General features: G+C 45.1%; 22 protein-coding genes. 6 read left to right on the top strand and 16 right to left on the bottom strand.

The window, feature by feature from the left end; translation table 11 throughout:
- Window positions 1–63: 63 nt before the first annotated feature.
- A complete protein-coding gene (gene sprA / locus ABQ275_RS01610) occupies window positions 64–7,338 on the bottom strand; it encodes a cell surface protein SprA (protein WP_349316516.1) in 7,275 nt (2,424 codons plus the stop codon).
- Between the two features lie 32 nt (window positions 7,339–7,370).
- A complete protein-coding gene (gene ruvA, locus ABQ275_RS01605; RefSeq protein WP_349316515.1) occupies window positions 7,371–7,958 on the bottom strand; it encodes a Holliday junction branch migration protein RuvA in 588 nt (195 codons plus the stop codon).
- 190 nt (window positions 7,959–8,148) lie between these two features.
- On the opposite strand from ruvA, the gene ABQ275_RS01600 reads away from it, so the two are divergent.
- On the top strand, window positions 8,149–9,159 hold the full coding sequence (locus tag ABQ275_RS01600; RefSeq protein WP_349316514.1) for a beta-ketoacyl-ACP synthase III: 1,011 nt from the start codon (window positions 8,149–8,151) through the stop codon (window positions 9,157–9,159).
- Between the two features lie 110 nt (window positions 9,160–9,269).
- Here the strand turns inward: ABQ275_RS01600 and ABQ275_RS01595 are convergent, their stop codons facing one another.
- On the bottom strand, window positions 9,270–9,965 hold the full coding sequence (locus tag ABQ275_RS01595; RefSeq protein WP_349316513.1) for an NrtR DNA-binding winged helix domain-containing protein: 696 nt from the start codon (window positions 9,963–9,965) through the stop codon (window positions 9,270–9,272).
- A 45-nt stretch (window positions 9,966–10,010) separates the two neighbouring features.
- Window positions 10,011–10,502 (bottom strand): DinB family protein, encoded by a 492-nt coding sequence (locus ABQ275_RS01590; RefSeq protein ID WP_349316512.1) that lies wholly within the window; start codon window positions 10,500–10,502, stop codon window positions 10,011–10,013.
- A 187-nt stretch (window positions 10,503–10,689) separates the two neighbouring features.
- Between ABQ275_RS01590 and ABQ275_RS01585 the strand changes: the two genes are divergently transcribed.
- Window positions 10,690–11,148 carry a GNAT family N-acetyltransferase gene (locus ABQ275_RS01585; RefSeq protein ID WP_349316511.1) on the top strand — a complete coding sequence of 153 codons (459 nt, stop codon included), beginning with the start codon at window positions 10,690–10,692 and terminating at the stop codon, window positions 11,146–11,148.
- 54 nt (window positions 11,149–11,202) lie between these two features.
- Entirely contained in the window at window positions 11,203–12,072 is an 870-nt protein-coding gene (locus ABQ275_RS01580; protein WP_349316510.1) for a GNAT family N-acetyltransferase, read from the top strand.
- A gap of 109 nt (window positions 12,073–12,181) precedes the next feature.
- Here ABQ275_RS01580 and fabD read toward each other — a convergent pair whose 3' ends face one another.
- From fabD to ABQ275_RS01565, 3 genes are all read right to left on the bottom strand, one after another.
- A complete protein-coding gene (gene fabD / locus ABQ275_RS01575) occupies window positions 12,182–13,072 on the bottom strand; it encodes an ACP S-malonyltransferase (RefSeq protein ID WP_349316509.1) in 891 nt (296 codons plus the stop codon).
- Between the two features lie 159 nt (window positions 13,073–13,231).
- The gene (gene folE, locus ABQ275_RS01570) at window positions 13,232–13,819 is read right to left on the bottom strand and encodes a GTP cyclohydrolase I FolE (RefSeq protein ID WP_349316508.1); all 588 of its coding nucleotides are present in this window, start codon (window positions 13,817–13,819) and stop codon (window positions 13,232–13,234) included.
- A 117-nt stretch (window positions 13,820–13,936) separates the two neighbouring features.
- Window positions 13,937–14,350, bottom strand: a complete 414-nt coding sequence (locus ABQ275_RS01565) for a 6-carboxytetrahydropterin synthase (RefSeq protein WP_349316507.1) — start codon at window positions 14,348–14,350, stop codon at window positions 13,937–13,939.
- Window positions 14,351–14,465: 115 nt separating this feature from the next.
- Here ABQ275_RS01565 and mqnB point away from each other — a divergent pair, with 115 nt between their 5' ends.
- Complete coding sequence (mqnB, locus tag ABQ275_RS01560) at window positions 14,466–15,149, top strand: futalosine hydrolase (RefSeq protein ID WP_349316506.1); 684 nt, start codon at window positions 14,466–14,468, stop codon at window positions 15,147–15,149.
- A 24-nt stretch (window positions 15,150–15,173) separates the two neighbouring features.
- Window positions 15,174–15,986, top strand: a complete 813-nt coding sequence (locus tag ABQ275_RS01555) for a 1,4-dihydroxy-6-naphthoate synthase (RefSeq protein ID WP_349316505.1) — start codon at window positions 15,174–15,176, stop codon at window positions 15,984–15,986.
- Window positions 15,987–16,039: 53 nt separating this feature from the next.
- Here ABQ275_RS01555 and ABQ275_RS01550 read toward each other — a convergent pair whose 3' ends face one another.
- The 9 genes from ABQ275_RS01550 to bamD form a co-directional block, all read right to left on the bottom strand.
- Window positions 16,040–16,888, bottom strand: coding sequence for an aminotransferase class IV (locus tag ABQ275_RS01550; RefSeq protein ID WP_349316504.1), 849 nt, complete (start codon window positions 16,886–16,888; stop codon window positions 16,040–16,042).
- A 129-nt stretch (window positions 16,889–17,017) separates the two neighbouring features.
- A complete protein-coding gene (locus tag ABQ275_RS01545) occupies window positions 17,018–18,421 on the bottom strand; it encodes a DUF5723 family protein (protein WP_349316503.1) in 1,404 nt (467 codons plus the stop codon).
- A gap of 128 nt (window positions 18,422–18,549) precedes the next feature.
- Window positions 18,550–19,206, bottom strand: coding sequence for a CoA transferase subunit B (locus ABQ275_RS01540; RefSeq protein WP_349316502.1), 657 nt, complete (start codon window positions 19,204–19,206; stop codon window positions 18,550–18,552).
- Between the two features lie 60 nt (window positions 19,207–19,266).
- A complete protein-coding gene (locus ABQ275_RS01535; RefSeq protein WP_349316501.1) occupies window positions 19,267–19,959 on the bottom strand; it encodes a CoA transferase subunit A in 693 nt (230 codons plus the stop codon).
- A gap of 12 nt (window positions 19,960–19,971) precedes the next feature.
- The gene (locus ABQ275_RS01530) at window positions 19,972–20,454 is read right to left on the bottom strand and encodes a DUF4296 domain-containing protein (protein WP_349316500.1); all 483 of its coding nucleotides are present in this window, start codon (window positions 20,452–20,454) and stop codon (window positions 19,972–19,974) included.
- An 89-nt stretch (window positions 20,455–20,543) separates the two neighbouring features.
- The gene (locus ABQ275_RS01525) at window positions 20,544–21,473 is read right to left on the bottom strand and encodes a DUF4835 family protein (RefSeq protein ID WP_349316499.1); all 930 of its coding nucleotides are present in this window, start codon (window positions 21,471–21,473) and stop codon (window positions 20,544–20,546) included.
- Complete coding sequence (gene coaBC, locus ABQ275_RS01520) at window positions 21,466–22,674, bottom strand: bifunctional phosphopantothenoylcysteine decarboxylase/phosphopantothenate--cysteine ligase CoaBC (protein ID WP_349316498.1); 1,209 nt, start codon at window positions 22,672–22,674, stop codon at window positions 21,466–21,468. Before coaBC ends, ABQ275_RS01525 begins: the two co-directional genes overlap by 8 nt.
- Before the next feature lie 116 nt (window positions 22,675–22,790).
- Complete coding sequence (locus ABQ275_RS01515; protein WP_349316497.1) at window positions 22,791–23,132, bottom strand: DNA-directed RNA polymerase subunit omega; 342 nt, start codon at window positions 23,130–23,132, stop codon at window positions 22,791–22,793.
- Window positions 23,101–23,931, bottom strand: coding sequence for an outer membrane protein assembly factor BamD (gene bamD / locus ABQ275_RS01510; protein ID WP_349316496.1), 831 nt, complete (start codon window positions 23,929–23,931; stop codon window positions 23,101–23,103). Before bamD ends, ABQ275_RS01515 begins: the two co-directional genes overlap by 32 nt.
- Before the next feature lie 651 nt (window positions 23,932–24,582).
- On the opposite strand from bamD, the gene mraZ reads away from it, so the two are divergent.
- Window positions 24,583–25,050, top strand: coding sequence for a division/cell wall cluster transcriptional repressor MraZ (gene mraZ / locus ABQ275_RS01505; RefSeq protein ID WP_349316495.1), 468 nt, complete (start codon window positions 24,583–24,585; stop codon window positions 25,048–25,050).
- Window positions 25,051–25,052 lie beyond the last annotated feature (2 nt).

Here is a 25,052-nt window from a genome sequence, read left to right as displayed (position 1 = left end):
AGAAACTATAAGGGCTGATCTAATGATCAGCCCTTATTTATGTCAAAAAAACCTAAATATTTTCTACTGCGAAAGCACAAACCTGAACGTAATCCCTCCTCTCGTATTGGTGATTGGATAGGCCGTAGAAATAACCGGTATGGTTTGTCTGCGGTCATAGAAGAACCGGAGGTTCAGGCGATTATTCACCACATAGTCAATAGATGGCGCTATGCCTACTACTTTCTGTCCGCTGGTAGGAATAACCAGATCGGCATCCAGCCGGTTGTTGGCGGTTTTATCATCGCGGAGGCTCAGATCCAGCCGGAAGTTCAGGTCATTCTGTAATTTTTTGTTGCCGCTTTTATTGATAGCAAAAGGCAATTGCAATCCTCTCACACGATAACCGGCGCCCACCACAATTTCACTGGAACGCAACTCTGTAAGTTGGTAGTCAATGAGACTCAGGCTGAGTGAACGGCTTTTCCTGAATTCAAAACGCGCATTCAGACTGTTTGTAAATGTCAGATCAATACCAATTAAAGGCGAAAACTGTTCCGTAAGCGTGAGGTTAGGCACCAGGAAATACGGATAGTAGTTGCCTGATATCGTATCCCTGAACGCCGGATAACCTGCCAGTCTTGGGTCTTCGAAGTACATGGAAGTATTGTACGAGTTCATACTCAACGAACCAACATACGCGTGCGTAACTGTGAAGTTGGTCAGGAAACTACGGAATGGTTCCAGTTTTGTCAATCCGTTATAAGTAAGACGCCAGTTAGGTTTTGGGAAGAAGTTACTGAAAGGATTACTTTTCACATTATCATTTCCTTCCTTCAATAATCCAACCTTATCAGGACTCTTACCGGTGTAAGCTGCCAGGAATGCAGGTATCAGCACATCCTGTGCATATCGCGTATAGCCGTAACGGTAAGTAGGATCTTTAGGATCATACACTGGTACATTCGGATCATTATTATATGGATTGGCGGCACCCAGTCTTTTTGAAATTGAATTACGATAGGCTTCAAAATTGCGGAAGGTCTGGGAGATACCATCTCTGGTATTGATTTTCCCGAACATCGTTTTAATAGCGATATAAGTGATTTCAAAACCGCCTGCATCATAAGGGCTCAGGTGTTGGAAACCGGAAGTATCAGACAATGATTTAAACAGCTCCGTATGCGTTTTGGTAAACGATTTCGTCATGTTCAGATCAATACGCAGATCATTGAATGGCTCCAGCTGTGCCTGTGCATCCCACCGTTGTGTAAACTGCTGTTGCATTTGTATGTTAAACAACGTATCCGGTGTAACGAGTCCTTTTTTAGAGAAGTTGTCCAACCATTTTTTATCCGGCTGATAGCCAAATACGAAGTTAAGGCCCGGCGCCAGGGAAGCCCAGTTCATACCAAGTACTTTAGTACTGTCTATATAACCGGGTAAGCTGGTACCTGCATTTTCATTGTAGTTGAATCCTATACGTTTCAGCATCATGATAGGCTTCAGCAAGCCTTTCACCCACGGCGATATATCACTTGTAGCAGCGGCTTGCGACTGGTTCACCGCGGCTTTATTGTTGTTTGCATTGTCATTTTTATTCTGCTGGTTATTATTATTGTTTTGCGGTTTACGCGCATTTACTTGTCGCAGGAATTTAGATTTGTTATAGAGATCAACAAATTTAAATTCTGCTGTCAGCGTTTTCTGTTGTGTATTTTCTATTGCGTTACCGAGATAAATAGCCAGCCTGGAAGCACCTGTCCACCTGTATTCCGTGCTATAGCCGAAAGCGATGTTTGTCCAGCTTAAAGCCGGGAATTTAGCGGTAGGCAACGTATAGGTAAAGTTTGCATTGTGCATGTAATTGGTGGTACGTCCGCCTTTGAAGAAGTTGGTACGCACAGTATCTTTTTTATCGGCGTTGTTGATACGGCCATTCGGTTCATCAATGCGGGCATTGTTTACCGCATTAAATTCAATGTTGATACTACGGGTAAGATCCCATTTCAGTGTATAGTATCTATCGAACGTAAAGTACTTATCATACGTTTCCGGCAGCTGGAATTTAACATCCCCACCTACGTTGCGGATACGCGAAGCTCCGAACTGCCTGGTTATATCCGCCCGGAAACTCACGATGGCCGGTACGTAGTTTATATTCATGTCCCGGATCAGATCCAGCCAGTGCGTTTTACTTTTGAGCAGTTTCTTAAACGGCTCCAGGTAATGTGGCTGTCCGGCATAGTTGTATCCCAGGCCACCACGGTGTTTGGTGAGCTGATCATTTTGTATGAGCGGATTATGCCGGTTGATCTTGGAGAAGGAATAGCTGACATCAAAATTTTCGATATCCCATATATGTTTTTTACCAGGACGCAGATTGAGCTTACGCACATTGGTAAAATTAAGACTGGTGATAGATGTAAAATCCTGCGCATCTTTTCGGATAGAATCCTTTTCCCGCGTCGACCTTGCCAATGCAATTTTATCTTTCAACTTAATATCCAGATCATAAGGATCATATTCAGGATTGCTGGAAGACTGTGAATAACCGGCATATACAGGAATAGAGATACCTGCTTTTTTGGGTAACAGCTTTCCAAGATCAAGGTTGGCAGCTGCATCGTATTGCAGGAAGTTATCGCGGAAACGTTCATTTACACGCTGGTCAATATTTCCAAAGCCTGCGGTGTGCATATTTCCTGAAACCGATACCGTTCCCAGATCGGACAATTGGATATCCGCTCTCGCCAATGCTGCATAGCCGCCCTTTTCATCAAAATCAGATAACCGGAGTTCATCCAGCCATACTTCCGCACAACGGGGCTGTCCATCATCCTTTGGATTCAGGATACCAATCATCATGGTACGTGCATCACCCAGACTCGGGTTACCCACTACCGACATGAAATTACCAAATTCATCGGCTACTGCTGTTTGCGGATATGGTAACAACGGAGAACAGGAGTCGCACATGTTACGCAATTGTTTCAGCTGACTAAGCTTAGACATCACCAGTTGCAGGTTATTTCCTTCCGGCCATATTTCTGTAGCTGCCCTGGAATTCCATGGTGTTACTTTCAGGGGAATGCGGTATTCGTAGTAGTTGCTTACAAAATCGCTACCGATACGGATCACCGCCTGCACCTGTCCATCTTTCAGAGAGGTAGCCGATTCCACTGCTTCCGCGTGGATATACATCTCCATCTTTTTATACTGACGCAAATCCAGGTTCAGTGTTTTGTATAGCGCACGGATTTCACCATCTTTCAGGTTACAGAGCTGCAAGGATAATGATTGCTCATTTAGTTGCAGGGTGGTATTGTTGGTACTGATCGTTTGCTGACGCACAACACCTGCCGGCAGTACGTATGGAATAGGTGTGCGCGAAGAGTTTTCTTCAATATTTACAGCCGATGAATTGAAAGTAGTTGACTGATCCAATGGAATAGGATCACCCGGCCGCAACTCATACATATAACGGCGCCACTGGTTACGTACCAGCTCAAGCTTGGCAAAACGCACGACCACCGGATCAGTGAAATTAGTCAGGAACATACGCATGAAGCGGATAGATTTAAAATCCGGGATGTTGCCTACTTTATTATTAAACTGGTTCAGTGGTACTTTAAACTGGTACCATGCTTCCGTCGTTTTCTGTCCGTTTGGCAGATCTACTTTGGCATCTATCTTATCCACAATAAAGTTACTACCTACTACCATGTTAGGTTTGAGGTCTACCCGGTATTGAAAGTATTCCTCTGTTTCATTCATGGTATTATCTCTATTCAGATCTTCTGACTCAGGAATATTGGTGGCAGCAGTAGAGTATTGTGATTTAGGATCAGATACCGGTGAGTTGCCTTCGGGGTTGCTATAATTTTTATAACGGCCCAGGATGTCGGTATGTTGAACATCATAGCTGGAATTGCGGTAGTGTACATAATCATCCAGCGATGGATCTTTCCTGGCCTCATCCATTACCGGTGATCCGGCGAAGTTCATGTTCAGGGTATCCATATAGCTTTTGAAGAAGGCGGCTTCATCTGCTGATTTCAAACCATCATAACCTACGTCCTGGTAGTTGCGGATATTAGGGTCATTGTCGAATGCCTGGGTAATCTGCTGCTGGAACTTAGGCTGACGGCCCCATTTGGATGAATCGATCTTATTCGGGTCCTGGTTGGGATCGGGCATACCGTTTTCAAAAAACTTCTTGGAATCCTTGAGGATATCCTCAGAAACGTTACCCAGGTTGAAATAGAGCGATCCGCCGGTACTATTCGGTTGTTTGATAAAAGGATCCTGTATCCAGAATTCGATGTATTCGATATTAGCCGTTTCAAAATCACTGTTATCAATGGCGCGCATGATACCGCCCCATTTGGCCTGTGGTCTTGCCAGGACCCCATTACGATCCATTGCCGTAGGGCTGCTGGTAAAGTTGTAAGGACCTCTTTCAGTAGGATAATAGGCCAGATCGAGGGTGCTGAGCTGACTCTGTCCGAAATCAGTAGACCTGTTCTGGAATACTTCTTTCTGGTACACAAGCCTTACACGCGGATCTGACTGATCATCTATACTTATACCTGGTGGCAGGTTTGGCGATCTGGGTAATTGCAGCGTAGGCTCAATAATATACCACGCCAGTTTAGCCCTGTTTTTACCGTATTCAAGCAGGTTACTCAATTCTGCTTCAGGGAACATTACTGTTCCACTGGCGTTGGTAGCGCCTTTTGGCGTAGATGCCAATGCCCAGCTGGTAGCAGGGAATTTGAGATCGTATCCACTCTTCACGCCTTCAAAATCATCGATATAAGCTGTTCCCTGCTTGCTGCCCGGCTCGTTAATCAGCTTACTGTGACCCGGAAACAACCGCGCCACCTCACCGGTAAACAGGATACTGGAGGGAGATGCAGTGGTATAGTTGGGGAGCTTATCGAGTATGCGTGACAACCCTTTCCATTCGGAAGCATAGTTCGCATCCAGTCCTACCATGGTGTTCTTGATAGGATCTTCGCCGTAGTTCACCTTCTGATAATAAGGGCGCTCGCTCATCCGCACTACGGTACCGCCCAGGCTCAGTTTATCATTCACCAGATAATCCAGCCGCGTACCAAAATAGTTACGGACCTGCTGTCCGAACATCGCATTGTTTTCAAACTGCACATTGATGGGCACACCGGAGTTTAACACACCACTGTTAATAATTTTGAGACGGCCCAGGTTATAATCGATAATAAAATCCACGTTCTCCCGCAGTTGTTGACCTCCGGCGGTAACGGTTACTGATCCTGGTGGAATGGTAATACCACCGCCCAGGTTGATTTCAGAAGAGTTAGCCGATTTATAGGACCCGCGGATAACATAGCGGTTTAGCTGCGGAAACTGTTGCGCCACCACTTTGATGGAGTCATACAAAACATTGTAGAGATATTGTTTTTCCAGGTTGACATCGCCACCGAAAGCCTTTTTCAGGCCCTGGGAAAAGGGTTCCAGCACCGGGAACATGATCTTGCCCTGCAGGGAGTTGATCGTATAGCCTTCCACGTAGTCAAACACACCATCCGGTTGTGGATCGAGCTGGTTATTAAGCCGGTCCAGGTTCAGTACCGTGATGATAGGAGCGCCTTCGAATTCGCCTTTGGCATCGGGGAGGTAGCGTTTATCACTGGGGGGCCTGCTTTCAGCGCCGGGATCTTTATAAAATACGTCCATGCGGAAGTCTTCCTTATTGAGCTGGAAGCCGCCGGTGGAATATACGTTCTTCATCATCAGGTCCCACACCGGGAGTGTAGGGCGTGCAGAAGTAGCTTTCAGCAATTTCAGGAACAGCACCGGCTGATTGGCGCTGTTATTCTGATCCGGTGGTACATCCTGCGAAAACTCACCCACCTGGTAAGTCCTGCCGTTGCTGGTATATTGATAGGCTACGGCCAGTACTTCATCCGGTTGTAATTGTTGATTAAGGGAGATGAAGCCCAGTTGTTTATTGACATAATATTCTGTAGAATCCAGTTTGCGGGCGAATGTTTTCTCAAACTCCGATACCGGCTGCAATCCCAACGCCAGCAATCGGCTCACAACAGTACCGGTATTACGGCTGGCCGGATCGCTCACCAGGTTACCGTACAGGTCATTGGTTCCCCTGTCTGGCAGTTTCGAAGTGGTATTAACGTGAATATTAGGGTTATAGGGTTTGTATTCTGCCAGATCCATCAAACCTACGATATCACGGGTTTGGGTGGTAGCGCCGGTTTTATTGGTTACCCATACTTCCACCCGGTTGATATTGGTGAGGGAACGGATGATAGGCAGGTTAGACATGGCATAGTTAAATGTATCGCGGAAGAACTGTGCCAGCAGGAAATGCCTGTTGTCTTCATATTCATCGGCGCGGATATTATAATCCTGTACCATGGTACCACCTTTCAGCATGAGGTTTTGCTTCTGTGACTTCTGATTGGAGAGTACACTTGTTACCGTCAGGCGGCCAAACTGTAATTGTGTTTTTACCCCAAACAGCGACTGGATCCCCGATATGAGGGAACTGCGTAACGGGAAGCTCACATTACCGGCTTCAATTTTCTTGATAATTTCGTCGTTATAGCCGGTATATTCCAGTTTTACCTGGTTTTCAAAGTCGAAAGTTGACTGGGTATTGTAGTTGGTGATCAGTTTGAGCTTCTCCCCAATTTTACCGGTTACGTTCATGTTGATCCCCATATCAAAATTGAAGCCGCCGTTCTTACGCGCCTGTTCTACCAGCACGGGGTTTTTGATATTCTGTCCCTGGTAGCCGAAAGTGAGGTCCAGGCTACCTTGTGGCCGGATATCCACTTTGCTGCCACCGAAGATGCGGTCAAAGAGGTTATTACCGTTGTACAGGTTGGGACCATTGCCGCGCTGGTTGAGGTTACCCAACATGCTGGCCCTTTTCTGCCAGTAATCCTGTTCACTTTGAGTGGACTGCAACTTATAGAACTCGTCAAAGTTCATATAAGTAGGGTTACGATAATATTGATCGCCGATTTTTTCGGTAACGGTATATTGTTTGGTAATGGGATCGTATTCTACTGTTTTGTTGATATTTGACGGATCTTTCAGATCAATAGCATTCCTGGACGTTGGATCCGTAATGGTGGGGCCACGTCTGTCCTGGATGGGATATTTTAAGGTATCTTTTTTCCCGGAAGTATCGATTTTGGTATTACCCGTAATTGAGGTGTCTGCCTTCCAGCTCTGCTGATGTAATAACTTGCGATTTCCCGAACGATCCCTTGCGGCAGTGTCAACAATGATAAAAGATACAATTCCTATTACTGCAAAAGCACCATAGTAAGTCTTTCTTGCCAAGAAAAATAGGTTTTATAGAGGACATTTATAAATTATAAACTTTTCAAGGCCTTCTTTATCAGCTCTTCCAAGTTTTGTAATAATGGTTCGTTTTTCATAACTCTCCGGATCGCCGAATCCGCCATATTCCTGGCTATTCCAAGTGTTACCAGTGCATTTAACGCATCTTCATGAATTGTATTGTTTGATGCTACAGATAAATGTGTACCGGTATCCTTATGCTTTCCCAGTTTATCTTTCAGTTCCAGTATGATACGTTTGGCTGTTTTAGCCCCGATCCCTTTCACACTTTCCAACATCTTCTCATTTTCCATCATGATAGCCCGTTGAATATCTTCCGGTTGCAGAGAAGACAACATCATACGCGCTGTGCTGGCGCCTACACCTGATACCCCTAATAACAGGAGAAACAAACTTCTTTCTGCATCTTCAAAAAAACCATACAAAGTATGCGCGTCTTCCTTAATCTGAAGGAAGGTTAACAATTTACAGCTTTCCAGATCCTGGATACGGGAATAGGTATTCAGACTAATCTGTACTTCATATCCTATTCCATGCACGTCTATGTGAACAAGAGCCGGGGATTTGTAAGTTAATTTTCCATTCAAATAAGCGATCATAGAAGGTAAAAGGTTCGGTAAATTACTTAAACTTACGAAAAATGATTAAAAATGTATTTCATTTAACAGTCGCAAAGATGCTAACTTTTAGCGGATTGGCAATTCTTTAAGTGGATCATATGGGAGTTTTTTAGGAAATATTCGTTTATATCGTATTTTTACGCCTCGTTTTAAACACATATTAGTTCATATGAATAAAATAACGGCCGCCATTACTGCGGTGGGTGGGTATGTTCCCGATTACGTGTTAACTAACCAGGAACTAGAAAAATTAGTAGAAACAACAGATGACTGGATATTGACCCGTACCGGGATTTCTGAGAGAAGAATTCTGAAGGGAGAAGGGAAAGGTACCTCCGATCTGTGTGTTCCGGTAGCCCTCGAAATCTGCAAAAAAAGAGGCATTTCCCCGGAAGAAATTGACCTGCTGATTGTAGCTACTGTTACCCCGGACATGACATTTCCAGCTACAGCCAACGTTGTAACGGATAAGATCGGCGCTAAAAACGCTTTTGGCTTCGATATCAGTGCTGCCTGCTCCGGCTTCCTCTTCGCACTGGAAACAGGCGCCCGTTTCATTGAAAGTGGCCGTTACCAAAAAGTAATGGTAATAGGTGCCGATAAAATGAGCTCCATTATTGACTATACAGACAGAACTACCTGCATCATCTTTGGCGACGGCGCCGGCGGTGTATTGCTGGAACCAAATACAGAAGGTTACGGTCTTATCGACAGCATCCTGAAAAGTGATGGCCACGGCCGCGAATACCTGCACATGAAAGCTGGTGGCTCCGTAAAACCAGCCAACCTGGAAACGGTTAATAACCGGGAACACTATGTACACCAGGAAGGTAAAATGGTATTTAAATATGCCGTTGCCAACATGACCGAAGCCGCAAACGGTGTGCTACAACGCAATAACCTCCGCTCCGAAGATATTGCCTGGCTCGTTCCGCATCAGGCCAACAAACGCATTATCAGCGCCACTTCCCAATACATTAACCTCCCCGATGAAAAGGTAATGATGAATATCCACCGCTATGGTAACACCACTGCCGGTACTATTCCTTTATGCCTGTGGGATTATGAAAAGCAACTCAAAAAAGGCGACAACCTGATCATGGCAGCCTTTGGCGGTGGCTTCACCTGGGGTGCCAACTACATCAAGTGGGCATATGACGGGGATAAAGTGGGTAAATAAAATTTAGGGATTTCTTGATTTTTTGATTTAGAGATTTTGTTTCAGTAACAGATTTTGCGCTGAAATAAAATCTCTAAATCAAAAAATCGAAAATTCTTTCCCTTTCCGGACTATATCTCAAACACAAGTCCTTTTCTCATCAGGGTGGCGTATTTCTCTGAATCAAAACGATACAGGTGTGCCCCTTTCTTGGAAGAAGTTTTGTCTTTTTCTTCCAGTTTCTCCATTACATCCAGTGAAAGGATCTTTTTCCGGAAGTTACGCTTGTCAAGCGTTTTCTGATATATTTCTTCGTATAGGCTACGGAGTTGTGACAGCGTGAATTTCTCCGGCAATAATTCAAAACCAATAGGATGGAACTTGGCATTATTGCGGAGTTCTACCAGAGCGTCTTCTATCATGCGGTTATGATCAAAGATCAGGGCAGGAATTTCATGCAGCTCCAGCCAGTGCGCACCGTGTTCCTGGGCCAGCGGGCGGTCATGATCCCGGATACGTATCAGGGCGTAGTAGGCAACAGAAATAACCCTGGCGCCCGAATCACGGGCTACTTCGCCATAACAGTGCAACTGATCCATGTAGATATTTTCCAGGCCGGTGGTGTGGGTTAATACCCTTCCCGCTGCTTCATCCGTGCTTTCCTCCTCTTGCACAAAACCTCCTACCAGCGACCATTCGCCAGCCATGGGAGCGACTTTTCGCTTCATCACCAGTAACTTTAACCGGCCTTCATCGAAACCAAAGATGATACAATCTACTGCCACCAGGTGCCTGGGGGCTTTTGCATAAAAAGAAGCAGCATTCATAATGGAACTTTAGCAGGATCTACGGTAAAAATAATATAAAACAGCCTATTTTCTGGGTTTATAATGCCGGTAGTCCGTAGCCGGGAATTTATTGACCCCCAGCTGCCGCAGCATATGCACCAGTTGTCCGCGGTGAAAAGTACTGTGATTGAAAACATGCATCAACAATACCGACACCTCTATTTTATAGTGTTCACTTTTTTGGCGCGTGTAGGCAATTGTATGGTCCAACCTCGCCAGGGTGGCGCTCTGCGCCCATTCCCGGAATTGTAAAGACTGCTGTAGCCATGCCTCGCATGCAGCTGCAAAGGCCCCTGTAAAACCGGTGGCAGGATCTATGGGCCGCTCTATTAACAGCAACCGCTGGTACCAGATACTTTCCACAGTCCATAAATGAAGGACGGTATTCCGGAGTGTGGAAAAACTCCCGCCCAGGTCACGATCCGTTTGCTCCTCATTCAGCTTCAACAGCATCGCTACCAGTTGCTGGTTGGCCCAGTGGTTATAGGATGCATACCGCACCAGTATTTCTTTCATGTACAAAAAAGATTAGTGAGATTCTCCTGCAATCAGTAACAAATTACAATATTGTTTTTCAATTTACCTTGCGATCTTTGCGGGGGTAAGCACAATTTTAATTATTTTACTACTTGCCCGGAAAGCGGGTAAAAGACCGGCTTTGTTGAAATGTCAGGCCGGTTGACCAGATTTAAAATACAAAAACATGCAGGATATAACGTTAAGGGTTGCACGAAAAGAAGATTGTCCGCGGTTGCTGGAACTTATCCGGGAACTCGCTGAATTTGAAAAAGCACCGCAGGAAGTAACGGTGAGTCTCGCACATTTTGAAGATGCCGGTTTTGGTTCCAACCCGGTATGGAAAGCATTTGTTGTTACTGATAATAAGGAGATGATTGTTGGATTTGCCTTGTACTACATCCGCTACTCTACCTGGAAAGGAAGCCGGATGTACCTGGAAGATATTATCGTCACAGAAAGCTGGCGTGGTAAGGGTGTGGGCAAACTGCTGTTTGACCAGCTGATCGCGGAAGCAAAAGAAAAACATTTCAATGGCATCGTATTCCAGGTACTGGAATGGAATGAACCCGCGATAAAATTCTACAAAAAATATACAGATAAATTTGATGCAGAGTGGATCAATGTAAGTGTTGAATTACAATAACTTTTCCGCTCATAAAAATCTGTCGTGGTATGTCATCAATCATCATTAATATTGATGACATACTTTACGTTTATGATCATCCTCCACGATTTCCGTGATCTTCGCCACGTATCTACAGAAAGTATCTGCCATACTTTCAATGAAGCCTTCAGTGATTATATCGTACCGCTGCACCTGACACCTTCTATCCTGGAACAAAAGATCAAAGGCGAAAACCTGCAACGGGCCTACTCTGTTGGCGCTTTCCACGACGATACCCTCAGCGCATTTATGTTGCATGGAACAGATCATGATAAAAAGCCACGGGTATTATACAATGGTGGCACCGGCGTAATGCCGGCCTACCGCGGACAACATCTCGTACAAAAGATGTATGATAAATTCATCCCGGTTTATCAGCAAAAAGGTATCAGGAAGATCCTGCTGGAAGTGATCAGCACCAATCTGCCTGCTATCAAAGCGTATACGAACAGTGGTTTCCACAAAACACGCACGTTCCATGCTTACAAAGGCACTGTGCAGATAGATAAAGCAATGGCAGGCATCTCCATACAAAAAAATACAAATCCTGACTGGACTATCCTCTCTCCTTTCATGGATATGCAACCCGCCTGGTCTAATACACCCATGTCCATTCAGCGGGAACAGGCACTCACTATCACCTGGGAAGCCTTTATTGACGGGCAGTTAGCCGGATATATAAGCGTACACAAAGAAAGCCGGCGTATCCGGAACATCGCCATACATCCCCGTTTCCGCAGAAAAGGCATCGGCAGCGCACTGCTGCAACACGCCGCTGTTGCGCTTAACGGCCCTATGAGCATTATTAATATCGATGAAAAATTTCCGGAAATAGGACACTTCCTGGAACAGGCGGGATTAAAACAATACTTATCGCAGTACGAAATGGAATTAAATATTTAGGGATTTTTTGATTTACGAATTTAGGGATTTGAAATGCGGCGGAGATTTAATTGATCACTTCCGCTGCATTTCAAATCCCTAAATTCGTAAATCAAAAAATCCCTAAATATTAATTGATGCCGTTTACAACCGTTTCTTTATTGATTTTCTGGATGAGTCCTTGTAATACTTTACCAGGGCCCACTTCGGTAAATTCCTTACCGCCGTCTGCTACCATGGCCTGAACGGATTGCGTCCATTTTACAGCGCCGGTCAGCTGATCAATCAGGTTTTGTTTGATCTGTGCCGGATCAGTAACGGCGGTTGCCACCACGTTCTGATAAATGGGGCATAATGGTGTATTGAAAGTAGTTTCTTCAATAGCAGCTTTCAGCTCTTCTTTGGCAGGCGCCATCAGCGGAGAGTGGAATGCACCACCCACAGGCAATATCAGGGCTCTTTTTGCACCTGCTGCTTTCATTACTTCGCAGGCGATTTCTACACCTTTGAGGCTACCGGAAATAACCAGTTGACCGGGACAGTTATAATTAGCAGGAACAACAATCTCGCCGGTATCTGCTGTTACTTTTGCACACAGCTCTTCCACCTTTGCATCATCCAGCGCCAGTACAGCCGCCATAGTAGATGGTTGCACCTCACAGGCTTTCTGCATGGCATTAGCTCTGATAGCTACCAGCCGCAGGGCTGCTTCAAATGACAACACGCCATTGGCTACCAGTGCGGAAAATTCTCCCAGCGAATGACCAGCCACCATTTCAGGTTGCGCATGTTCTGTACACAGAAAAGCAATGACCGCATGCAGAAAAACAGCCGGCTGTGTAACTTTTGTTTGCTTCAGGTCCTCATCTGTACCCGTAAACATGATATCAGAAATGCGGAATCCTAAAATTTCGTTGGCTTGCTCAAACAGCTCTTTTGCTTTTGCATTGGTGTCATACAGGTTTTTGCCCATGCCCGGAAACTGAGATCCTTGTCCGGGAAATACATATGCATGCTTCATGTTGGTTATGTTGTATTGTTGATGTCAAATAAAAAACAATTCAAATATACAATCAATTAAATTTTAATATAAAAAAGATTGGTATTTCGAATGCAAATAAAAACAAAAATGGTTTAACCAGCAGCTGGCTAAACCATTTTTTATAATAACGGGTTCCCCCTACTTACTGATCAGTTTCATGAATTCACTCCGGGTTCTGCCATCTTCAAACTGGCCGCTGAAGGCAGAAGTGGTGGTCAGTGAGTTCTGTTTTTGTACGCCCCGCATCATCATACACAGATGCTGCGCTTCTATCACTACCGCCACCCCTAACGGTTGCAGCGTATCCTGGATAGCATCCAGCACCTGGTGCGTCATGCGTTCCTGCACCTGTAAACGGCGGGCAAACACTTCCACAACACGGGCTATCTTGCTCAGGCCAGTGATATAGCCATTGGGAATATAGGCCACGTGCGCCTTTCCGAAGAATGGTAACATATGATGCTCACACAACGAATACAATTCAATATCTTTTACAATCACCATCTCGCTATAAGCTTCTGTAAACTTTGCACCATTCAGGATCTCTTTCGCATCCTGTTGATAACCTTGTGTAAGGTACTGCATCGCTTTCGCTACGCGCTCAGGTGTTTTCAGCAGTCCTTCCCGCTCCGGATCCTCGCCCAACAATGCCAGACTGTCTTTGTAATTGGTAATAAGACCGGACGTGATCTCATCATCATAACTTTCAACCTTATTATACGCCATCCTTATATGATTTTATCAAATTCCAAATCTGATTAATGCACTTTTCTTCGGCACAACGTCATATCGATCTCCGTCACTGGCCGGATGAACGGCCTTCATCCTACCCCTTACCGTTTTTTATTTACCACCGTAGTATTCTACGTATATGCGTGGTGTTTCATACAACTTGATGCAATGCAACTGCACTTCTGCAGGCAGATGCGGGGCCAGCTGGTCCCATATGGCGATAGCCAGATTTTCAGCAGAGGTAAACTTACCTGCCATAAAATCCACATCCAGATTCAGGTTGCGGTGATCTATCTTTTCGATCACTACATCCTTTACAATTACACCCAGTGTTTTAGCATTGAATACAAAACCCGTTTCAGCATCGGGATTGCCTTTTATGGTAACGTGCAGTTCGTAGTTATGACCATGCCAGTTAGCATTGGCGCATTTTCCAAAAACTTCTTCATTCTTTTCTATGCTCCAGCCCGGATTAGATAACTTATGCGCTGCATTGAAGTTTTCTACGCGCGTTAAATAGATCATTATAACAAAAAATTTTTGCAAAAATACCATTATTCCATGAGTTCGTCCCTATTTATCCTTATTCCTGTCAATTGTTTTACACGGGGAACAACCATTTTTGATGTAATTTTGCCCCATGAAATTATTGGTTACCGCGGCTACCACACTGGAAATACAGCCATTTATGGACTTCCTGGACCAACATAGCCAAGCCGTATCTGCCCACCAATACCGCCTGGCCAACTGCGATATTGAAATACTCATTGCCGGTATCGGCATGATGCACACCGCGTTCAGCCTGGGAAGGTACCTGGCGGCCCACCGCCCGGATATGGCCATTCAGGCCGGCATTGGCGGCTGTTTTCGCCACGAATGGGAACTGGGCACGGTAGTGATGGTGGAAAAAGAATACCTCGCCGACCTCGGAGCGGAAGACCATGATCAGTTTAAAGATTTATTTGATATTCAGCTCTGGCAACCTTCACAGCCACCTTTCACGGGCGATAGTCTTGTAAACACCTTCGCCGGACTTCCCCACCAGCCTGCATTACAAAGGGCCACAGGCGTTAGCGTGAATATGGTCAGCGGCAGCCTGTCCACCATTGCCCGGCTGGAAAGCAAATACGCACCCGACATAGAAAGCATGGAAGGCGCCGCCTTTCACTACGCCTGCCTGCTGGAAAATATTCCCTTCCTCCAGCTCCGCAGCTTATCCAACTACGTGGAAGTAAGAGATAAAAGTAAGTGGAAGATCCCGGCTGCCATTAAGGCACTCAACAATGAATTGATCAAAACAGCAGAGACACTGTCTCTTATCTGATTATAAATAAAATTTTGATAGTATATGCATTTATCTATTGGCTTTTCACCTTGTCCGAATGATACTTTCATTTTTGACGCAATGGTAAATAACAAGATCGACACGCAGGGCTTTACATTCGACACACAACTGGAAGACGTGGAAACGCTCAACAGATGGGCGCTGGAAGGCAAGCTACCCATTACCAAACTGAGCTTCGCCGTATACCTGAAAGTAAGTGCGCAATACGACCTGCTCAACAGCGGCAGCGCACTTGGCCGGGGTTGCGGGCCACTGCTCATCGCTAAAAAAGATTACCCTAAAGAAGCTATCAAAAACCTGAGAATAGCAATCCCCGGTGAAAACACCACCGCCAATCTCCTCTTCTCTATTGCCTTTCCGGAAGCTCAGCACAAACAGGTGATGCTGTTTTCAGAAATAGAAAACGCCGTGCTCAACGGCGATGTAGATGCCGGCGTGATCATTCACGAAAACCGCTTCACCTACCAGCTGAAAGGACTCGTAAAACTGATGGACATGGGCGAATACTGGGAGCAAACCACCGGAAATCCTATTCCGTTAGGCGGCATCTTCATCCGCAAAGATATACCCGCCGAAACGCGCGCCCAGGTAGATACACTCATTCATAAAAGTTTGCAACACGCCTATAGCGAATATCCACAGCTGTCTGATTATGTAAAATCACACGCACAGGAAATGGATGAACAAGTGATGCGCCAGCATATTGATTTATATGTAAATGATTTTAGTCTCGACCTCGGCGCTGAAGGGGAAGCAGCCGTGAAGGCATTAATGGATGCCGCTACTTTGACAGCAGGGAGTAAAAATCGTATATAGGTCACCGTTACTTTCTATAACGTCTCTCTTTTCAAATATTTCCGGACCCATTTTTATAACATGCCTTCGTGAAGTATTTCGTGCAGGATAGCAGCAGTGGCGTTGCCATAGCTGCTATCGCGGAAGAGGCCCACCCAGCGTATACCGTAGATGGCATTGGTTAAAAAGATTTCATCTGCATTTTCCAGGTCTTCTACCGCAAGTGGTTTTTCTTCTACTTTAAAATTCAGTACTGTTTTAAGCAGGTATTTACGCATCACACCACATACACATCCTTCTGATAAAGGTGGTGTATAGATTGTTTTATGATGCACCACAAATATATTGGCGATTGTACTGTCTGCTACGCGGCCATATTGATTCAGCAGCACAGCTTCATTCAGCTGATGTTGTTTTGCATACATCGCAGCCATTACATAAGGCAAACAGTTATTGGATTTGATGGAAGACAATTTATCACAACTCTTTTTCACATCCGGAAAAATATCCATGACCAGGCCGTTTTCATTCAGCTCCAATACGCCGGGGCTCAGGTCCCACGACTGGATCACGAAGTTGGGTAAATTATTGATAGGGTCGTACAACCCGCCATCAGAGCGAAATACCGCAAACCTCACCCGCGCCATGGCAGACATGTTATTCTTGTTGCACAGATCAATAATGTGCCCGATAAAAAAAGCTTTGGTAAAACTGGCAGGGATATCAAAGTGCAGGAGGTTAAGACTGGCGAGTAATCGCTCAAAATGTAAATCCGCCAGCAGTACATTCCCCTGGTATACTTTCAGGGTTTCAAAACATCCATCTCCATAACGGAATGAACGATTATCTGCAGTAAAAATCGGGTCAGCAGCGGGGACATATTTACCGTTATAACAAAGAAAACCAACTTGCACCTCGGACATTTTTTAGCAAGTTGTAAGTTACCCAATAATTTTGTCATTTCTTTATTTATAGATGCAGATATTTTGTTTCAATGCAGCATGTATTATTGAAACAAAATATCTGCATCTATAAATAAAAAAACATCAAAATCATTTCCGTTTCTGCAGGCCACCAAACCTGATCCCAAGGAATCCATCGACCTGGTGAGAAGAACCGAACAGGGCGCTCAACACACTGCCCGAACCAAAGAACAACGGACCAACACGTACGCTGGCGCCGGCATTCATTTTAGTTAATGCATTGTAACTAACAGGCAGGAAGAAACCAAATATACGGCCATCATAACGTGGTGTAATACTGAATCCACTGTAATATTGGGTGTTGTAAGGTTTGTTTTCACCCGAAGTTAAAGCCAGTTGTACACCCACGTTTACATAAAATGAATGATGGATATGATAGTCGCCATCCAGTTGCAAAGTTGTAGGTAAACTGATGGAATAGCCGGTATTGCTGTTGTCGCTATCAGCTGTAAAATACTGTGGATACTTCGCCAGCTCAGTATTGTAATTATCCAGCTGTACACCTTCCAGGCTGCTCATATAAAAGTTCTGGTTGGCAGGAATGTTGATCGCATAGCTTCCACTGCGCGACATATCCTTTTCATATTTAATCTTGCCAAAATCTACCAGCGACAAGCCAAAGCGGAATTTATATTTGTTTAATCCTTTGTTGGCACTGATTTCACTGTCAGGACGATATTCATATACCAGACCCAGATCGGCGCCAAAACCGCGGCCTGTAGTGCGTGTAACATCTTCCACTTTGAAATCGGACATATTGATGCCGGAAAAATTCATACCAATGCGACCCGAAGCGTTGGTCAGGTAAGTATCCTGTTGTGCTTCATCTACATCCATGGTAGCGTGCAGCCGGTCAATATTTATACTACCGCTACCAGCGCCTGCCAGGTACTTCAGGGTAACGCCCGCTTTCAGGAAGTGTGGTCCTGCACTGATCACTTCACGCGCAGCAGACACGCCATACTCAGACCAGGCATTTAATGCAATGCGCATATTGCTGTTGGATGCAAGGGTGTAAGGAAACGCATCAGGATCTATATCGGAGAAGTCGTTCATTACTTTGTCCGCAAGTTTACCATCTATGTCCGTAACATTGGCTACCACGCGGGCACGGGAAGTAACAGCAAAAGACATCTTACCTACATTGAACATGAAAGATGGTACATTCACCGTTACATTTACCAGGGCGCGTGTCAACCCTTTGCTCTGACCAAAGAGCTGGCTCTTAAGGGTGTCTTCACCAAAAGCGTTGCCCACATCTCCCAGGCTATATTTCAGCTGGTTGTTGGATACACCCACGTTTAAGGAAACCAGGTTTACATCCCAGCGGTAACGGCTGTCGGCGATGTTGGCCGGGTTGGAAAAAACACTGTTTACCCCGGCATAATTACTGGTACGGAACCCGGCAAAATCCTGGGCATACAACGACAGTGTACTGCATGACAGTAACAGGAAGGTAGAAATTCTCTTCATAGGTTGTGTTTAGTTATAAGGATCTGTTTGGAATTAACGATTTATTATGCAAGATTATAAATATTTAATTTATAACGCAAGCGTAAAAGTACGTTTCCTTAAAAAATAAACACCTCGATAAGAATTTATCACAAAACCATTTCAGGAATTTCTCCTGCTATGATCAGTTTTCCGGCAGTTTTTGATTTGATTTCTTCTACGCTCACACCCGGCGCACGCTCCAACAGCTTAAAGCCATCCGGCGTAACTTCCAGTACTGCGAGCTCGGTGACTATTTTCTTTACGCAGTTAACGCCGGTCAGCGGCAGCGTACATTGGGGTAATAGTTTGCTTTCACCTTTGGGGTTGGTATGCATCATGGCTACAATGATGTTCCGGGCAGAAGCTACGAGGTCCATAGCGCCGCCCATTCCTTTCACCATCTTACCAGGAATTTTCCAGTTGGCAATATCACCACGCTGAGATACTTCCATAGCACCGAGTACGGTGAGGTCTACCTTACCGGCGCGGATCATTCCAAAACTTTCGGCAGAGTCGAAGAAGCTGCCACCAGGTAATAAAGTAACCGTTTCTTTGCCGGCATTGATCAGGTCAGCATCGATGTCTTCTTCCAACGGATAAGGACCCATGCCCAACATCCCGTTTTCAGACTGCATCATAATAGAAATACCTGCGGGAATATAATTGGCTACCAGGGTAGGAATACCGATGCCCAGGTTTACATACATACCATCCTGTAATTCCTGCGCGATTCTTTTGGCGATACCATATTTATCAAGCGACATAAAAACTGATTTTGAGAGATGGAAATTGGTGGACTTTTGCTGCATTGTAATAGTGCGCTATTACATCTTCACGGTTTTACGTTCTATCCGTTTTTCATAATTACTTCCCTGGAAGATGCGGTGCACATAGATCCCGGCCACATGGATCTGATCCGGGTCCAGCTCACCGGGTTGTACCAGCTGTTCCACTTCAACAATAGTAACCTGCCCTGCTTTGGCCATGGAGGTACTGAAGTTGCGGGTAGCCTTCCGGAATTGCAGGTTTCCCATGGTATCGCCTTTCCAGGCTTTCACAATGGCGAAGTCTGCGTGCAGCGCCATTTCCATCAGGTATTGCTTGCCATCAAATTCACGTGTCTCTTTGCCTTCGGCAATTTCGGTTCCATAACCGGCGGGGGTAAAAAAAGCGGGGATGCCCATTGCGGCCATCTGGATACGGGTGGCTAAAGTACCTTGTGGAATCAGGTCTACTTCCAGTTCTCCGGCCAGTAACTGCCGTTCAAATTCGGCGTTTTCTCCTACATACGATGACATCATCTTCCTGATCTGCCGGGTCTTTAAAAGAAGGCCCAGTCCAAAGTCATCCACACCTGCGTTATTGGAAATACAGATAAGATCTTTCGAACCTTTATCTACCAGTGCATGGATACTGTTTTCAGGAATACCACATAAACCAAATCCTCCCAGCATTATCACCGCGCCATCTTGTATATCATGTATGGCTTCAGCTGCATTTGCGAATACTTTGTTCATGTTTCGGTGTTTTTATTTTACAAGCGCCCGTTTCACGAAAGGCCGTATAGTATCGGTTCTCGGCAGGGCGATAACTTTTTCTGCATATGGGAATATACTTTTCAAACGGAATAGTAATGGTGCGTTTTCGTCGATTGGATTGCCCAGTTTATTTTTTCTTGCGCTGATATCTGCCTGTACCACCTGGAATACATCTCTCAATTTATCCGGATGACTTTCATAGTAAGCATAGCTGGTTGTAAATTCTTTTATACTTACTTTATGAAGATCCAGGATCTGTTTGTAAAACACCTTTACCTTTTCCTGCCGCAATGAATCAGGAAGTCGCAGGGCCTGCACCATTAATTCGTTGCTATAGGCGTCTGCCAGCGTCATATCCACCAGGATCGCGCTCATCTTTTCTTTGCCGATGATGTTGCGTGGCACACTATCTCCCTCACCACAGGAAAATAAAAACAATAATAAGCCTGTGAGGAGCCTTGTTATATTCTTCATCTTTTTCTCTTTTGGCAGCTATTAGCTTTTAGTAGCCGTTTGTTGTTTCCTGATGATCGTTATTATTTTTTACTAAAAGACAAAAAGCTTTACTTCATTTGCTGGTACTTCTGCGCATTGGGTACATCCATCTGTGACAGCAATTCCGCCGCCCTGCTCTTTTCCTGCGGCATTGCTTTGGAAAATATCTTCTGTAATTCATCTGCCTTGGCAGAAAAAAATGTCTGTAACAGCATGGAGTTCGGAATATCCTGGTGAATAGCGAACAACAGGTTCAGACAATTCATGATAGTAGCGCGGCCTTTGTTCACATCGTCATACATCACGTCCATTCCCATGCGGTGATACTGGTACATTACATCATGGAAGTTATTGAATTTTACATTCAGTAAATTATCCTGCAGCCAGTAGCGGTTACGCTGGCCTTCAAATGCTTTCCAGCCGGAAATATCTTTCCCATCCGGTGCATTACTTACAATATTAAGCGCCTTTTTGTAATAGGGATCGCCACCACGTGGTGCAAAAGAGTCATAGTCCAGGCCCAGGATAATGTACACATAATAGGCCATGATGGCGGTGAGATTGGATGCCAGCGGATCATTGCCTACTACCCTGTTATCGCTGAATTCCAGCGGCTGGAACTCCGCATACCGGAACAGGACATTATTATCCTGTGTATTCAGCAGGCTGGTGACATAGCTGCTGTTATAAACCGGGCGGGTGGCCTGTATCGTGAGCGTAGCTCTAAAAGTATTTTCAGCGGTTTGCCCGGTTACATTCAACAGAAAATTACACTCAATCCTTTCTGCCGGGGTAAAGGCATCATTTGCCCAGTGTCGGTTGTTCAGAAATTCTTTGAGGGAAGTCTGCAGCGTCGTGAATATTTTTTTATCCACGCCCTGCACCTGGCTGGCGACCACGGTTACGTTGGCCCTGATCTCCTGGGCATGGGCAGGACGGCAGCACAATAAAATAATGGCGCCTGCCAGCAGCACCACGTAAGGGAAACGGTTATGCATGTTGCAGTTCGATTATAGCAGAAACAATATCCTTGGCAACAGCCTGTTTTGACTTCAGCGGAAGACTGTTTTCATTTCCTTTGCTGTCAAACAGGGTTACTTTGTTGGTATCATAGTTAAAGCCGGCGCCGGCATCTGCCAGGGAGTTCATAACAATCATGTCGAGATGTTTTTCGCGCAGCTTTTTCAGGGCGTATTCCTTTTCATTATTTGTTTCCAGGGAAAAACCGATCAGTAGTTGATGCGGCTTTTTGTTATTACCGAGGGTACGTAATATATCGGTTGTTTTTTCCAGGGAGATGCTGAGTGCCTGTTCCGCTTTCTTGATCTTCTTATCTGCCACCTGAGCCGGGCGATAGTCTGCCACGGCAGCGGCGGCCACCACGATGTCTGTCTGCGGGAATATTGCCAGCACACTGTTATACATATCTTCGGCTGATTTTACCGGTATAATGGTAATGCCGGGATGTTGCGTAGTGAGGTGGGTAGGCCCGAGTACAAGCTGTACCTGTGCACCGGCATCTGCGAGGGCTTCTGCCAGGGCGATGCCCATTTTACCACTGGAGTGGTTGCTGATAAAGCGTACCGGATCAATATGTTCGATGGTGGGACCAGCGGTAACCACAGCGGTTTTCCCGTTCAGTGGTCTGTTAGTTCCGCCGGCCTGGCTGAAATGTTGTTGCAGCAGGGTGATGATATCTTCAGGTTCCGCCATGCGGCCTTCGCCGACGAGGCCACTAGCCAGTTCACCGGAAGCTACCGGGATTTGCTGGTGCCCGTAGCTGCGGAGCTTTTCCAGGTTAGCGCGGGTAGCGGGATGATGCCACATGTCTTCATCCATGGCCGGTGCAAATAAAACCGGGCAGGTGGCAGACAGGTATACGGCCAACAGCAGGTTATCACATAAGCCCAGGGCCATTTTAGCCATGGTATTGGCAGAAGCGGGTGCAATCACCATCACGTCGGCCCACCGGCCCAGCATGACGTGGTTGTTCCAGCTGTTATGATCACTGATATTCAGGGGAACCTCATTTTTGGAGAGGGTGGCGAGGGTGAGCGGGGTGATAAAACCGGTCGCTGCCGGTGTCATCACTACTTTTACAATCGCTCCTTCCTTCACCAGCAGGCGGGTCAGGGTAGCGGCCTTGTAGGCGGCAATGCTGCCGGAAACTCCCAGCAGGACCTTTTTTCCTTGTAGCATCTTGGTAGCGTCCATGGATATATAAAAACAAAAGCGGCAGAAATGCTTCTGCCGCCATGAAATTAATATTTTTATTTTTCGCAATCGCGTACCTCACAAAATAATGTGTGGCGGGATTAGCTAAACAGATCGTCGTCGTTCTTGCGGTGATAAATCTTGTTGTCCAGGAATTCCTGTGTGGCCTGGATAGCAGGATTTGCCAGTCTTTCGTAAAAACGGGAAATCTCTATCTGTTCTTTATTTTCGTGTACTTCTTCGAGGTTGTCAGTATGACTGGCAAACTCTTCCAGCTTGGAATGGAGCTCCTCTTTCACGGAAATATTGATCTGATTGGCACGTTTGGCTATGATGGCAATAGATTCATATAAATTACCGGTACGGTTCTTAATATCGGTAGTGTTTCTTGTTTCTACCCAGGGATTAAGACTACTGGTTAGACTTCGCTTTATTTTGCTCATTATCCAGGGATTTTATATTGTTTTGCGCTAAGGTATAAAATTTTTCGGCTTCAGGCTTCAATTTGCTGGTCGGATAGTGGTCTGCAAAGTCCAGATATTCGCTCAGAACGGTTTCGTAGCGTTCTTTCTGCTTGCCTTCCACACTATTCCGGGCATAATTAAAATAAGACCTGATGGCCATTATCTTGTAACCATCGCTTTTATCAGAGTCGGGGTAATTGCGCATCAGGTTTTTGAAGGCAATACCCGCGGCTTTATAAAAGCCCAGGTTATAATACAGTTCAGCACTGGTAAATTCTTTTTTCTCCAGTTTGCGGCGGCACAGTTCTATTACCAGGTTGGCTTCCGCTACTTTTTCCGCCTGGGGGTAGTTGTTAATGAAGGTTTGCATGGCAGCGATCGCCTTCATGGTATTGGTTTGATCCAATGACACTTTGGGTGACAGCTTATAATAGCAATAGGCCTGCATGTAATCAATTTCCACCGCTCTCGGGCTGTTGGGGAATACGTCCAGGTAGTTTTTAAAATGAAAGCCTGCCTGCGTATAATCCTTTACATAATAGGAACAGTATGCGTAATTGTAATACAGGGCCTCAAACTTCTCCGTTCCCTTATACACCTGTAACAGGTCCTGGTAAAGTGTTTGCGCCGTATTGTATTTTTTCTTCTGATACAACTGATCGGCATATGCCAGCTTCTTTTCGAAGTTGTTGCTTTTTTCTATCCTCCTCAGCTCCTTATTACAGGAAGTGGACACTATAAGCGCAAGAACACTGATGTACAATAAAAATTTCCGCATAAAAGAGTGGCAAAATTAAGAATTAAATGTAAATGTAAGGCAGAGAGATTTTCATTGCTGTTAAAATTTTGTAAAAGAGGCAATTAAATCGGCGAAGCCCGCATTTTTATCCAGCAACCGGTTTTTCCCTTTTCTGTGTTGCCAAACCTTTGAAACAGATGCGCTGCGGGACTTTCCCGGTGATAGGCTCCCCTATCTGTTACGGTATCCCATTGAAAACAGCTGCCGTCAAAAATAAAGAAATGACAGCAGAAAGGCAAAAAAGGTACAAAGAAGTTGGGGCGGCAGCCCGAATCTGAAAAGGTAAAACGGGGAAAAAGTGTCAAACGATGCTAAAAAGGTCATCAAATTAAAATATTTATTCACATATAATTTTTTCTCCGGTAAAATTCCTCACCCGGCTATAGCTGCCGGGCAGCGGTACAAATAACAGATATGACAGATACACACATTCACTCCGCTTATATTAACACATTATCAACATATATCCATACGCAATACACATAGCAGGTGAATAAATGGCAGTCAAACTCCCTCCATTGGCTCTTTTCTTTCTGTGGAAAAAATTTATAAAGTATTTTTTCGTTAAAAAGTGGGAAAAAGTGTTATTTTGTGTTAGAAAATGGATTTTCATTTACTTTGCCCCATGGTATGACAGGTTTTTTAGGTGAATATGAAGCAACGCTGGACGCAAAAGGACGCTTTTTACTACCTGCCGGATTCAAAAAGCAGTTAGTCGAAGGGGCCGGAGGACAGTTTGTGATAAACCGTGGATTTGAGAAATGCCTGTCATTGTACCCCATGAATGAGTGGCAGCCCATTTTTGAACGTGTCAGCAAGCTGAATGATTTTGACCCGAAAGTTAGGGAATTTAGGCGCTACTTCTTAAACGGTGCTACGATACTGGAATTAGATAGCGCGGGAAGACTGCTGGTACCGAAAAACCTGCTGTCGTACGCCAATCTGGAAAAAGATATTGTGCTGGCAGCAGCATCCAATAAAATCGAGATCTGGGATATAGGTAAATACCAGGAGTTCTTTGAAAATTTCTCACCGGGAGCCTTCAGTGATCTGGCTCAACAGGTAATGGGAGGAGGAGATAATAATATTTCAATTTAAAC

It is taken from the genome of Chitinophaga sp. MM2321 (assembly GCF_964033635.1).
In the GTDB taxonomy this organism is placed as follows: domain Bacteria; phylum Bacteroidota; class Bacteroidia; order Chitinophagales; family Chitinophagaceae; genus Chitinophaga.
Note: the sequence above shows the minus strand (reverse complement) of the source record. Positions and strands in the feature narration are given on the sequence as shown.

Excerpts from the sequence above, each read along its gene's own strand:
- ruvA (WP_349316515.1), bottom strand. The coding sequence starts at position 7,958 with ATGATCGCTTATTTGAATGGAAAATTAACTTACAAATCCCCGGCTCTT.
- ABQ275_RS01600 (WP_349316514.1), top strand. The coding sequence starts at position 8,149 with ATGAATAAAATAACGGCCGCCATTACTGCGGTGGGTGGGTATGTTCCC.
- ABQ275_RS01595 (WP_349316513.1), bottom strand. The coding sequence starts at position 9,965 with ATGAATGCTGCTTCTTTTTATGCAAAAGCCCCCAGGCACCTGGTGGCA.
- ABQ275_RS01590 (WP_349316512.1), bottom strand. The coding sequence starts at position 10,502 with ATGAAAGAAATACTGGTGCGGTATGCATCCTATAACCACTGGGCCAAC.
- ABQ275_RS01585 (WP_349316511.1), top strand. The coding sequence starts at position 10,690 with ATGCAGGATATAACGTTAAGGGTTGCACGAAAAGAAGATTGTCCGCGG.
- ABQ275_RS01580 (WP_349316510.1), top strand. The coding sequence starts at position 11,203 with ATGACATACTTTACGTTTATGATCATCCTCCACGATTTCCGTGATCTT.
- fabD (WP_349316509.1), bottom strand. The coding sequence starts at position 13,072 with ATGAAGCATGCATATGTATTTCCCGGACAAGGATCTCAGTTTCCGGGC.
- folE (WP_349316508.1), bottom strand. The coding sequence starts at position 13,819 with ATGGCGTATAATAAGGTTGAAAGTTATGATGATGAGATCACGTCCGGT.
- ABQ275_RS01565 (WP_349316507.1), bottom strand. The coding sequence starts at position 14,350 with ATGATCTATTTAACGCGCGTAGAAAACTTCAATGCAGCGCATAAGTTA.
- mqnB (WP_349316506.1), top strand. The coding sequence starts at position 14,466 with ATGAAATTATTGGTTACCGCGGCTACCACACTGGAAATACAGCCATTT.
- ABQ275_RS01555 (WP_349316505.1), top strand. The coding sequence starts at position 15,174 with ATGCATTTATCTATTGGCTTTTCACCTTGTCCGAATGATACTTTCATT.
- ABQ275_RS01550 (WP_349316504.1), bottom strand. The coding sequence starts at position 16,888 with ATGTCCGAGGTGCAAGTTGGTTTTCTTTGTTATAACGGTAAATATGTC.
- ABQ275_RS01545 (WP_349316503.1), bottom strand. The coding sequence starts at position 18,421 with ATGAAGAGAATTTCTACCTTCCTGTTACTGTCATGCAGTACACTGTCG.
- ABQ275_RS01540 (WP_349316502.1), bottom strand. The coding sequence starts at position 19,206 with ATGTCGCTTGATAAATATGGTATCGCCAAAAGAATCGCGCAGGAATTA.
- ABQ275_RS01535 (WP_349316501.1), bottom strand. The coding sequence starts at position 19,959 with ATGAACAAAGTATTCGCAAATGCAGCTGAAGCCATACATGATATACAA.
- ABQ275_RS01530 (WP_349316500.1), bottom strand. The coding sequence starts at position 20,454 with ATGAAGAATATAACAAGGCTCCTCACAGGCTTATTATTGTTTTTATTT.
- ABQ275_RS01525 (WP_349316499.1), bottom strand. The coding sequence starts at position 21,473 with ATGCATAACCGTTTCCCTTACGTGGTGCTGCTGGCAGGCGCCATTATT.
- coaBC (WP_349316498.1), bottom strand. The coding sequence starts at position 22,674 with ATGCTACAAGGAAAAAAGGTCCTGCTGGGAGTTTCCGGCAGCATTGCC.
- ABQ275_RS01515 (WP_349316497.1), bottom strand. The coding sequence starts at position 23,132 with ATGAGCAAAATAAAGCGAAGTCTAACCAGTAGTCTTAATCCCTGGGTA.
- bamD (WP_349316496.1), bottom strand. The coding sequence starts at position 23,931 with ATGCGGAAATTTTTATTGTACATCAGTGTTCTTGCGCTTATAGTGTCC.
- mraZ (WP_349316495.1), top strand. The coding sequence starts at position 24,583 with ATGACAGGTTTTTTAGGTGAATATGAAGCAACGCTGGACGCAAAAGGA.